The sequence below is a fragment of the Variovorax sp. 01T439_2 genome, assembly GCF_056398445.1.
The window spans coordinates 1-11,092 of record NZ_JBFTPJ010000366.1; the positions used below are offsets into that span (position 1 = coordinate 1).

Genomic DNA, 11,092 nt, shown 5'->3' on the forward strand with positions numbered 1-11,092 from the left:
GGCTGTCCCACGCGGATGGGCGCTTGGAAGAATGCAGCTTACGCCTCGCCGCGCCGCAATTGGCGCCACAATGGTTGCAAATTGCGCCACGCCGGAACCACCTGACCATGTCGTCCCCGTCCTTCCTCCGACCCGCCCGCGCCGTCACGCCGATGGCCTTCGTGAGAGCCATCGTGCAGGGCTACGAGCGCTACGGCGTCGATCCGTCCGCGGCGCTGCAAGCGGCACAGATCACGCCGCGCGAGCTGGCCCGGCCGGGCGCGCGGGTGACGGCCGCGCAGTTCGAGGCGCTGTCGGGCCATGCGATGCAGGAGCTGGACGACGAGGCGCTCGGCTGGTTCTCGCGGCGGCTGCCCTGGGGCAGCTACGGCATGCTGTGCCGCGCCTCGCTGACCTCGCCCGACCTGGGCGTGGCCATCAAGCGCTGGTGCCGCCATCACCGCCTGCTGACCGAGGACATCACGCTGGCGCTGGAGGTGTCGGGCGGCGTGGCCACGCTGCGCATCGCCGAGCACCGCCCGCTGGACGAGGCCTTCCGCGAGTTCTGCCTGGTGACGAGCCTGCGCTTCTTGCACGGGTACGTCTGCTGGGCCATCGATTCGCGCATCTCGCTGCGGGACGCGACTTTTCCCTTTGCAGCGCCGCCGCACCGCGACGCCTATCCGCTGATGTTCACGCCCGAGGTGCGCTTCGATGCGCCCGAGGCGAGCATCAGCTTCGACGAGCGCTACCTCGCGCTGCCGCTGCAGCGCGACGAGCGCGCGCTGCGCACGATGCTCAAGCGGGCGTTGCCGCTCACGGTGCTGCAGTACCGGCGCGACCGGCTGCTGGGCCAGCGCGTGCGCGAGCTGCTGCGTTCGCGGGCCGCCGAAGCCACCACGGCGGAGGCGCTGGCCACGCTGCTCAATGTGTCGAGCCGCACGCTGCATCGGCAGTTGCATGAAGAAGGCACGTCACTGCAGACGCTGAAGAACGAAGTGCGCCACGAGATGGCGGTGGAGCAGTTGCGCCGCACCAGCCGGCCGATCAAGCAGGTGGCGCTGGCCGTGGGCTTTCGCAACGAGAAGAGCTTTTCGCGTGCGTTCCTGCAATGGACGGGACATGCGCCGCGGGACTTTCGGCTGCGGGGGTTGTGACGCCTTTGTTCGGGGCGTCGCTGTTCGGGGTGCTGTTGCTCTTGTTCGGGGCGGGTGCCCAGGCCACCGGGTACTCCCCTCCGCGAATGTCCCCCGGGGGCTACGCCCCCTCCTCCTTAATTTCGCTGCGGGGAGCACCCGATGCCCTGGGCACTGGGGCACGCTGCTGGTGTACCGCCGATCAACGACGGCTCTGATCACGCTCCCGCTGATGGGGTGCCTTGCGCAGCGAAATCAAGGAGGAGGCCGCAGGCCGGGGGACATTCGCGGAGCAAGGTACCCCGTCGGCGGGAGCGCACCCTGAATCAGCGGCGCCCTGAACAAAGGCACTTGCGAAGCTCAGCCCGGCTGTGCAATCAACGCCAGCGCGTCGGCAATGGACTGGCTGTCTTCGGGACGCACCAGCTTCGCGACCTGCTGGCCGTCGCGCATGAACACCAGCGTGGGCCACAGCCGCACGTTGAACGAGCGGCCCAGCGGTCGTCCGCTGCCGTCCTCGACCTTGATGCGCGGAATGTCCGGGTACTTGGCAAAGGCCTCGGCGATATGAGGTTGGGCGGCCTTGCAGATGCCGCACCAGTTGGTGCCGAACTCGACCACGGCCGGGCCCTTCAGGGCATCGATCTCGGCGCGGTCGGGCTGCTCGGTCTTGTATTCGGAAGTCATGGGATCCGGCTCCTTGTGGACTGGCTTGCTTGATGCCATTGCAGCAGAAACGTCGCGGGCTTGCTCGCGGCAGGGGCTTGGTTTTCCCGAGCCCGTTTTTCAGGCTGGCTGCAGGCCGTGCGAAGCGAGCAGCGCGGGCAGTTCCCGCATGTCGCTGAACACCTGCAGCGCGCCGACGCTGCGCAGCGCCTCGGGGCCGCTGTGGCCCGATTCGCCGGTGCTGTAGCCGAACACCGTGGCACCCGCAGCCACGCCGGCCATCGCGCCCGTGACGGTGTCCTCGACCACCGCGCAGCGCTTCGGATCGACACCCAGCGCCTCGGCAGCGGCCAAGTAAACGTCGGGATAAGGCTTGGAGCGCGGCATCTCGTGGCCGCTGAAGATGCGGCCCTCGAAGCACTCGAGCAGCCCGACCTTCGCCAGTTGCAGCTCGACCTTGTGGCGGTCGGCGCCCGAGGCGCAGGCGATGCGGCCCCGGAGCCGCGCATGGACTTCGCGGATGGCCGCGGGGGCGTGCGCAATGGCCACGAGGTCGCGCTCGAGCGCTTCGTTGCGGCGGACCCTGAAGGCCTTGAGCCAGTCTTCGGTGATTCTGACGCCGGTCTTCGATTCGATGAGCGCGGTTTCGTCCTTCACGGCCTTGCCGGTGAAGGTGTTCATCGACTCTTCGGTGGTGAGGTGCCAGCCGAGTTCGCCGAGCATCTCGGCGAGCACGCGGTTGGTGATGGGTTCGGAATCGACGAGGACGCCGTCGCAGTCGAAAAGGACGGCGTCGAAGGGGAATGGGGTCATTGCGCGGAGGGGTTCGGGGGAATCCCCCATGGTAGCAATGACCCCGGCCGGGCTCAGGACGCGGGCTGGATCGGGATGTAGATCTCGCCGCCGCCCGCCATGAACTCCCTGGACTTCTGCGCCATTCCTTCGGCCATGGCTTCCGCCTCGGCCACGCCCTTCTTCGCCGCGTACTCGCGCACTTCCTGCGTGATCTTCATCGAGCAGAACTTCGGTCCGCACATCGAGCAGAAATGCGCCACCTTGCTCGAATCCTTGGGCAGGGTCTCGTCATGGAATTCGCGCGCCGTGTCGGGATCCAGGCCCAGGTTGAACTGGTCCTGCCAGCGGAATTCGAAGCGCGCCTTGCTGAGCGCATCGTCGCGCGAGCGCGCGCCGGGGTGCCCCTTGGCCACGTCGGCCGCATGCGCGGCGATCTTGTAGGCAATGATCCCCTGCTTCACGTCGTCGCGGTCGGGCAGGCCCAGGTGCTCCTTGGGCGTCACGTAGCAGAGCATCGCGGTGCCGGCCCAGCCGATCATCGCGGCGCCGATGGCGCTGGAGATGTGGTCGTAGCCCGGCGCGATGTCGATGGTCAGCGGGCCGAGCGTGTAGAACGGCGCCTCGTGGCAGTGCTTGAGCTGCTCGTCCATGTTGGCCTGGATCATGTGCATCGGCACGTGGCCGGGCCCCTCGATCATGGTCTGCACCCAGGTCAGGTCCTCGGCCACGCCGCCCACTTTCTCGAGCGCCTGGTAGATCGGCACGGTGCCGATGGGCACGGGACTGTTGCGCACGATCCAGTCGCGCGTCGTGTGGATGTTCTTGCCGGTGGAAAGGTCCATCACGTTGTCGGCGCCCCAGCGGATCGCCCACACGAGCTTTTCCACTTCTTCCTCGATGCTCGAGGTGACCGCCGAGTTGCCGATGTTGGCGTTGATCTTGACCTTGAAGTTGCGGCCGATGGCCATCGGCTCGACTTCAGGATGGTTGATGTTGGCCGGGATGATGGCGCGGCCGCGCGCCACCTCGTCGCGCACGAACTCGGGCGTGATGATGCGCGGAATGCTCGCGCCCATCGGGTTGCCGGCCACGCGCTTGGCGCGCTCCTCATTCGCGAGGTATTCGGCCATCCACTCGCGCTTGCCGTTCTCGCGCAGCGCCACGTATTCCATCTCGGGCGTGACGATGCCGCGGCGCGCGTAGTGCATCTGCGTGACGTTGGCGCCGGCCTTGGCGCGGCGCGGCGTGCGCTGCAGCGCCGAGGCGCCGGCGCGCAGTTCGGCCAGGCGCTGGGCATCGTGGTCGTGCGCGTGCTTCAGGCCCTCGTCGAGCGCCTGGTGCGAGCGGCCTTCGTAGCTTTCGGTGTCGTTGCGCTCGGCGATCCAGGCGCCGCGCACGCCCGGCAGGCCGCGGCGCACGTCGATCTCGACCTTGGCATCGGTGTAGGGGCCCGAGGTGTCGTAGAGCGACACGGTCTCGCCGTTGGTCAGCAGCACGTCGCGCACCGGCACGTTGAGGTCGGGCCGGCTGCCCGGGATCAGGCACTTGTGCGATGCGGGAAAGGGCTCGCGCGTGAGCGAGAGCAGGGAGGTGAACTTGTCTGGGGCATTCATGCGGGGCACTCCTTGTTGAGGGAAAGGGTGCTCCGCAATCGCTCTGAGGACTTTGGGCCGCCACGTTGGTGGGTGGGTGGCGGGACCGGAGTCGGGGAGTGCAGCTCTTCTTACGCCGGTATGACCCGGATCAAGTTCGCGGGTCGGCACTTTGCCATCTCAGCACGCCACATGCGTGCACCCCGGAGCGGGGACTATTGTGCGGGCCATGGCCCGGTGCGTCAACCGGGGGTCTGCAGATCGCCTTCGAGGTAGAACCAGCGGTCGCCCTCGCGCACGAAGCGGCTGCGCTCGTGCAGGCGCGTGGCGGCGCCGGTGCTGCTGCGCTGGCGGGCGACGAATTCGACCTCGGCATGGTCGGCGTCCAGCACCGAGCGCGAGCGGATGTCCAGGCCCAGCCACTTCACGCCGGGTTCGAACTCGATCGACGCCGGCCGCGTCGACGCATGCCAGGTGGCAAGCAGGTAGGGGCCGCRCTCCAGCACGAAGGCGGTATAGCGCGAGCGCATCAGCGATTCGGCGTCGGGCGCGGGCGTGCCCTCGAAATCCTCGAGGTAGCGGCCGCAGCACAGGGCATAGCCGATGGGCTTGTCTCGGCGGTCCGTGCGGCCGCAGGGGCAAGGTCCGGTGGGGGGAACAGTGGCGCTCATGAAGGCCTCTATTGGAACATCCTCCGGGCCCTTCGCCCGATGGGGCAAGCCCGGGGCGCCGTCCAGGAGCCTTCCGAGCGCCCGGTTCAGGCCAGTGCGCGCTGGATCAGCAGCTTCTGGATGTCCGAGGTGCCTTCGTAGATCTGGCACACCCGCACGTCGCGATAAATGCGCTCGAGCGGAAAGTCGTTCACATAGCCATAGCCGCCCAGCGTCTGGATCGCGGCGCTGCAGACGCGCTCGGCCATTTCGCTCGCGAACAGCTTGGCCATCGCGGCTTCCTTGAGGCACGGACGGCCGGCGTCGCGCAGGCTGGCGGCGTGCCAGATCAGCTGGCGCGCGGCTTCGAGCTGCGTGGCGCACTCGGCCAGCCTGAAACCGACGGCCTGCTGGTCGAAGATCGCCCCGCCGAAGGCCTGGCGCTCCTTGGCATAGGCCAGCGCCACGTCGAAGGCGCTGCGCGCCATGCCCACGCTCTGCGCCGCAATGCCGATGCGGCCGCCCTCGAGCGCGCCCAGCGCGATCTTGTAGCCCTCGCCCTCGGCGCCGATGAGGTTTTCCACCGGGATGCGGCAGCCGTCGAAATTGATCTGCGCGGTGTCGCTGCTGTGCTGGCCCAGCTTGTCCTCGAGCCGCGCCACRCTGTAGCCCGGCGCATCGGTCGGCACGATGAAGGCGCTCATGCCGCGCTTGCCCGCGCCCCTGTCGGTCACCGCGATGACGATGGCGACCTGGCCGTTCTTGCCGCTGGTGATGAACTGCTTCACGCCGTCGATCACGTAGCCATCGCCGTCCTTGCGCGCCGTGGTGCGCAGGCTCGATGCATCGCTGCCGGCCTGCGGCTCGGTGAGGCAGAAGGCGCCGAGCATCCGGCCCTGCGCCAGCGGCTCGAGCCACTGCTTCTTCTGCTGCGCGTTGCCATAGCGCATGAGGATCGCATTGACCGGGCAGTTGGTCACGCTGATGGCGGTGCTGGTGCCGCCGTCGCCGGCCGCGATTTCTTCCAACACCAGCGCGAGCGTGAGGTAGTCGTGGTGCGCTTCTTTCGGGAAGCTGTGCTCGCGGTCCCACTTCGGGGCATTGGGCCAGAGTTCGGCCTGCGAAAAATCGCGCACCGCGTCGCGGATGGCTTCCTGGTCGGCACTGAGCAGCATGGCGTTGTCTCCTGTCTTTTTTCTTGCTTACTTGCCGGCGCCCAGGTCCATGATGAGCCGCGCCGCCATGTACAGGCGCCTTGGAATCGCGCTGATGTCGACGTACTCGGCCTTGTCGCTGTGGTAGCCGAAGCCCGGCAGGCCCAGGCTCTCGATCACGGGCTTGCCCGAGAGCGCTGCGTAGGCCGCGTCGGTGCCGCCGCCGGTGCGCTCTTCCACGCCCAGCGTGCCGCCGGCTTCCTTGTAGTAGGCCACGGCCTTGTCGACCAGCTTCTTGCCGCCTTCGCCGGCGTTGAAGGCCGGACGGCCGCGCGTGACCACCACCTTGACATCGGATTCGGGCAGCTTCTTCTGCTGCGCCTTTTCTTCGAGCGTCTTCATGGCGGCCTCGAAGTCCTCGTTCTGCGCATAGCGCACGTCGGCGTTCAGCGTGGCGCTGGCCGGAATGATGTTCGACACGTTGCCGGCCTTGGACATGGTCCAGTTGAAGCGCAGGTGCCTGGCCTTGTCGTCGATGCTCATGGTGCGCAGCACGAGGTCCGACGCCTCGACCAGCGCGTTCACGCCCAGGTCGGGCGCGGCGCCCGCATGCGAGGCCTTGCCGGTGATGTTGACCTGCACGTAGGCAATGCCCGAAGTGCCGAGCGAGAGCTTCTCGTCGCCCGCGCTCGTGGGTTCGAACGAGAGCACGTAGTCGGCCTGCTTGGCTTCTTCCTGGATCAGGTCGCGCGAGCCGAAGGAGCCTTTTTCCTCGTCGGTGTTGAACAGCACGGTGATGGTGCCGTAGTCGCGCACGCCGTAGTCCTTGAGCAGCTTCAGCGTGTGCAGGATGACGGCGTTGCCGCCCTTGTCGTCGGCAATGCCGGGGCCGTAGGCCTTGTTGCCTTCGATGCGGAACGGCGCCTTGGCGAGCGTGCCCTTGAGGTACACGGTGTCCATGTGCGACATCAGCAGCAGGTTCTTGCCGCCCCGGCCCTTGAGCTTGCCGACGATGTTGTCGCCCACCACGAGGCCGGCCGACTTGCTGCGCGTGACGGTGAAGCCAAGATTCTTGAGCTCGCCCTCGAGGTAGTTGCCCGCGGCCGCAATGCCCTCGGCATCGCCCGTGCCGGTTTCGATGTTGACCAGCTGCTCCAGCGTCTTGAGCACCGCGGGCTGCGCATCGGTGGCGGCCTGGAACAGCACGTTGTCGCGCTTCTGCGCCCAGCCGGCGGCTGGCGCCAGCAAGGCGGTGGCCAGCAGGGCTGCGAGCAGGGTGCGTTGATTGAATGGGCGCATGAAGAATCTCCTGGCGTCTGTCTGCAGTATTCGTAGAGAGAAAACCACGAAGCGCCCCGGCAAGGGGCGCTTGCGGCGTTTGTTTTTTTTAAAGCAACTCGAGTGCCACGGCGGTGCCTTCGCCCCCGCCGATGCACAGCGTGGCCACGCCGCGCTTCTTGCCGCGCGCCTTCAGCGCATGGATCAGCGTGACCATGATGCGCGCGCCGCTGGCGCCGATCGGGTGGCCCAGCGCGCAGGCGCCGCCGTTCACGTTGACGATCTCGTGCGACACGTCGAGCTCGTGCATCAGCGCCATCGGCACCACCGCGAAAGCCTCGTTCACTTCCCACAGGTCCACGTCCTTGACGGTCCAGCCGGTCTTCTTGAACAGCTTGGCCACGGCGCCGACCGGCGCGGTGGAGAACCACTCGGGCTGCTGCGCATGCGTGGCATGGCCGACGATGCGGGCGATCGGCCTGGCGCCGATCTTCTTGGCGTGCGACTCGGTCATCATCACCAGCGCGGCGGCGCCGTCGTTGATCGACGAGCTCGATGCGGCGGTGATGGTGCCGTTTTCCTTCTTGAACGCGGGCTTGAGCGTGGCGATCTTGTCGAGCTTGACCTTGCCCGGGCCTTCGTCGATGGAAATGACGGTGTCGCCGCCGCGGCCCTTCACGGTGATGGGCGTGATCTCGTCCTTGAACGCGCCGGATTCGGTGGCGGCCTTGGCGCGCTGCACGCTGGCAATGGCAAACGCATCTTGCTGCTCGCGCGTGAACTTGTACTTGGCGGCGCAGTCCTCGCCGAAGGTGCCCATCGAGCGGCCCGGCTGGTAGGCGTCTTCCAGGCCGTCGAGCATCATGTGGTCGAAGATGCGGTCGTGGCCCATGCGGTAGCCGCCGCGGCCCTTGAGCATGAGGTAGGGCGCGTTGGTCATGCTCTCCATGCCGCCAGCCACCATCACCTCGTGCGTGCCGGCCAGCAGCAGGTCGTGCGTGAGCATCGCGGCCTTCATGGCCGAGCCGCACATCTTGCTGAGCGTGACCGCGCCCGCGCTGTCGGGCAGGCCGCCCTTGTAGGCCGCCTGGCGCGCCGGCGCCTGGCCCTGGCCGGCCATCAGGCAATTGCCGAACAGCACTTCGCCCACGCTGTCGGGCGCGATGCCGGCGCGCTCGACGGCGGCCTTGATGGCGGCGCCGCCGAGGTCGTGCGCGGCAAGGGAAGAGAAGTCGCCCTGGAAGCTCCCCATGGGGGTGCGGGCGGCGCCGACGATGACGATGGATTCAGGCATGGTGGTCTCCTTCGGAAAAGTGGAAAGAAAAAAGGAAGCGGTCGTCGCCGACCGGGGCTCGATCAGAAATGGGTCGCATGGCCCTCGTGCGGAAAGCGCTGCGACTCCTCGTACGGGAACACGTCGAGCATCTGGCCGGCCCGGATGCGTTCCTTGTGGTGCTGCCAGAAGGCAGCGTCGAGCAGGTCGGCATGGTGCGCCATGAAGGCTTTGCGCACCGCGTCGTTGCCGAGCAGGAAAGGGCCGAAGGTTTCCGGGAACACGTCCTTCGGACCCACCGAATACCAGACCTCGCCGCTCATCTCGTCTTCCTCGTTGCGCGGCGCGGGCACCTTGCGGAACTGGCAGTCGGTGATGTATTCGATCTCGTCGTAGTCGTAGAACACCACCTTGCCGCCGCGCGTGACGCCGAAGTTCTTCCACAGCATGTCGCCCGGAAAGATGTTGGCTGCCACCATGTCCTTGATGGCGTTGCCGTACTCGACCACCGCATGCTCGAGCTGTTCCTGCGCGCGCTTGGCATGCGCCGGGCTTTCGGGGTTGGCGAGCGTGTCGAAGGCCTCCTGCAGGAAGATGTTGAGCGGGATCATGCGGCGCTCGATGTAGACGTGCTTGAGCACGAGCTCCATCTCCCCGTTGCCGTCGCGGTCGCCGATCTCGAGCTGGCTGGGCGCGAACTTGCGGATCTCGTCGATCAGCTCGGGCTCGAAGCGGTCGAGCGGAAAACCGACGTCGCTGTATTCGAGCGTGTCGGCCATGCGGCCCACGCGGTCGTGCTGCTTCACGAGCATGTACTTGCCCTTGRTCTGCTCGCGCGTGGTGTCCTTCTGCGGCGGATAGAAGTCCTTGATGACCTTGAACACGAACGGGAACGAGGGCAGGTCGAACACCAGCATGACCATGCCCTTGATGCCGGGCGCAATGCGGAAGCGGTCGCTCGAGTAGTTCAGGTGCGAGAGGAAGTCGCGGTAGAACAGCGTCTTGCCTTGCTTGGCAAGGCCCAGTGCGTTGTAGATTTCGGCGCGCGGCTTGCGCGGCATGAGCGAGCGCAGGAACTGCACGCAGGCCGAGGGCACCTCCATGTCGACCATGAAGTAGGCGCGCGCAAAGCTGAAGAGCATCTGCAGGTCGTCCTCGCCGAAGAGCGCCGCGTCCACGTAGAACTTGCCATGGCTGTCGTGCAGGATCGGCAGCGAGAACGGGAGTTCGACGAAGCCGTTCATGATCTTGCCGACCACGTAGGCGCCCTTGTTGCGGTAGAACAGCCCCGAGAGCACCTGCAGCTGGAAGTTGGCGCGCAGCTTCACCTGGTGGAAGCGCCCCATGATGGCGTGCGCCACGCGCTCGGCATCGCGCCGCTTGTTGGCAAAGCCGCCCTGCAGGCCGTAGTCGTCCAGCATCTGCTCGATGGTGTCGGCCAGCGTGTCGTGCGACGGGTAGTAGGGCCTGTACGTGGGCGCGCCGCGCGGCTCGATGTACTCGGTGCTGATGGCCGGGCGAACGAAGATGAAGTCGTTCTGGAAGTAGGCCCGGTGCAGGATCTTCGTGGTCACCGAATTGAAGAAGCTCTCGGCCAGCTCGGGCTGGTGGTGGTCCACCAGCAGGCCGATGAAGTGCAGCTTGACCTGGTGCCACACCTCCATCGGCTGGTCGCCGGCCTTGAACTCTTTCTCGAGCCGGGCCACGGCCTCGTTCACGCGCATGTCGTAGAACTCGATGCGCTCGCGCTGCGCGCGCTGCTGGCCGTGCCAGTCGGCCGTTTCGAAGCGGTGCTTGGCACGCGCCGACTCGGCGCGGAACAGCGTGTAGTGGCGATTGAACCCGTCGATCATCGCCTTGGCGATGTCGTAGGCCAGCGGTGAATCGAGACGCTGCGGGAACATGGGTTCAGCCGGTTTTCGTTCCGGTGCTCTCGATGGCCTGGGCAACGGCCGCGGCGGCATCGATGCCTTCGGTCCCGTCGGCCCCGGCCTGCGCCGACGGCGAGGCTCCCGCGGGCTTGCTCCACTTGTAGCGGATGCGCTGCACCGCGGCCTTGTAGACCGCGTCGAGCGGCCTGGCGCCATCCACGTTCAGGCCCAGGTCCTGCAGCAGGCCGTCGTGCACGCCGAAGGTCCAGCCGTGAATCTTGACCTTCTGGCCGCGGCCCCAGGCATCGACCATGACGGTGCTGACGGCCACGTTGACCACCTGCTCGGCCACGTTGAGCTCGCACAGCGCATCGACGCGCACGTCCTCGGGCAGGGAATCGAGCATCACGGCGTGGCGGTCGCGCACGTCCTGGATGTGGCGGATCCAGTTGTCGGCCAGGCCGATGCGCTTGCCGCTGAGCGCCGCCTTCACGCCGGCGCAGCCGTAGTGGCCCACCACCATGATGTGCTCGACCTTCAGGTGCTCGACCGCGAACTGGATCGCCGAGAGCGCATTGAGGTCGGAGTGCACCACGATATTGGCGACGTTGCGGTGCACGAACACCTCGCCCGGCTCCAGGCCGGTGATCTGGTTGGCGGGCACGCGGCTGTCGGAGCAGCCGATCCACATGTAGCGC

The 11,092-nt window shown here is 67.0% G+C and carries 10 protein-coding genes and 1 riboswitch; of the genes, 1 reads left to right on the top strand and 9 read right to left on the bottom strand.

The window, feature by feature from the left end; all coding sequences use genetic code 11:
- Window positions 1–107: 107 nt before the first annotated feature.
- The gene (locus AC1DOC_RS17745) at window positions 108–1,136 is read left to right on the top strand and encodes an AraC family transcriptional regulator (protein WP_018907062.1); all 1,029 of its coding nucleotides are present in this window, start codon (window positions 108–110) and stop codon (window positions 1,134–1,136) included.
- 339 nt (window positions 1,137–1,475) lie between these two features.
- Here AC1DOC_RS17745 and AC1DOC_RS17750 read toward each other — a convergent pair whose 3' ends face one another.
- From AC1DOC_RS17750 to AC1DOC_RS17790, 9 genes are all read right to left on the bottom strand, one after another.
- Entirely contained in the window at window positions 1,476–1,802 is a 327-nt protein-coding gene (locus AC1DOC_RS17750; RefSeq protein WP_015867487.1) for a thioredoxin family protein, read from the bottom strand.
- A gap of 99 nt (window positions 1,803–1,901) precedes the next feature.
- Window positions 1,902–2,594, bottom strand: coding sequence for an HAD family hydrolase (locus tag AC1DOC_RS17755; protein ID WP_478084188.1), 693 nt, complete (start codon window positions 2,592–2,594; stop codon window positions 1,902–1,904).
- Between the two features lie 53 nt (window positions 2,595–2,647).
- Window positions 2,648–4,189 carry a phosphomethylpyrimidine synthase ThiC gene (thiC, locus tag AC1DOC_RS17760; RefSeq protein ID WP_478130178.1) on the bottom strand — a complete coding sequence of 514 codons (1,542 nt, stop codon included), beginning with the start codon at window positions 4,187–4,189 and terminating at the stop codon, window positions 2,648–2,650.
- A 90-nt stretch (window positions 4,190–4,279) separates the two neighbouring features.
- A riboswitch (TPP riboswitch) is annotated at window positions 4,280–4,384 on the bottom strand.
- Between the two features lie 26 nt (window positions 4,385–4,410).
- A complete protein-coding gene (locus AC1DOC_RS17765; protein ID WP_478130179.1) occupies window positions 4,411–4,839 on the bottom strand; it encodes a YchJ family protein in 429 nt (142 codons plus the stop codon).
- A gap of 86 nt (window positions 4,840–4,925) precedes the next feature.
- Window positions 4,926–5,993: an acyl-CoA dehydrogenase family protein gene (locus tag AC1DOC_RS17770; protein WP_478130180.1), complete on the bottom strand. Its 1,068-nt coding sequence runs from the start codon at window positions 5,991–5,993 to the stop codon at window positions 4,926–4,928.
- 27 nt (window positions 5,994–6,020) lie between these two features.
- A complete protein-coding gene (locus AC1DOC_RS17775; RefSeq protein WP_015867492.1) occupies window positions 6,021–7,271 on the bottom strand; it encodes a glutamate carboxypeptidase in 1,251 nt (416 codons plus the stop codon).
- 88 nt (window positions 7,272–7,359) lie between these two features.
- The gene (locus AC1DOC_RS17780) at window positions 7,360–8,544 is read right to left on the bottom strand and encodes an acetyl-CoA C-acyltransferase (RefSeq protein ID WP_015867493.1); all 1,185 of its coding nucleotides are present in this window, start codon (window positions 8,542–8,544) and stop codon (window positions 7,360–7,362) included.
- 62 nt (window positions 8,545–8,606) lie between these two features.
- Window positions 8,607–10,427: a bifunctional isocitrate dehydrogenase kinase/phosphatase gene (gene aceK / locus AC1DOC_RS17785; protein WP_478130181.1), complete on the bottom strand. Its 1,821-nt coding sequence runs from the start codon at window positions 10,425–10,427 to the stop codon at window positions 8,607–8,609.
- 4 nt (window positions 10,428–10,431) lie between these two features.
- The coding region (locus AC1DOC_RS17790) for a carbonic anhydrase (protein WP_478130182.1) at window positions 10,432–11,092 on the bottom strand (661 nt) is incomplete at its 5' end.

Excerpts from the sequence above, each read along its gene's own strand:
- AC1DOC_RS17745 (WP_018907062.1), top strand. The coding sequence starts at position 108 with ATGTCGTCCCCGTCCTTCCTCCGACCCGCCCGCGCCGTCACGCCGATG.
- AC1DOC_RS17750 (WP_015867487.1), bottom strand. The coding sequence starts at position 1,802 with ATGACTTCCGAATACAAGACCGAGCAGCCCGACCGCGCCGAGATCGAT.
- AC1DOC_RS17755 (WP_478084188.1), bottom strand. The coding sequence starts at position 2,594 with ATGACCCCATTCCCCTTCGACGCCGTCCTTTTCGACTGCGACGGCGTC.
- thiC (WP_478130178.1), bottom strand. The coding sequence starts at position 4,189 with ATGAATGCCCCAGACAAGTTCACCTCCCTGCTCTCGCTCACGCGCGAG.
- AC1DOC_RS17775 (WP_015867492.1), bottom strand. The coding sequence starts at position 7,271 with ATGCGCCCATTCAATCAACGCACCCTGCTCGCAGCCCTGCTGGCCACC.
- AC1DOC_RS17780 (WP_015867493.1), bottom strand. The coding sequence starts at position 8,544 with ATGCCTGAATCCATCGTCATCGTCGGCGCCGCCCGCACCCCCATGGGG.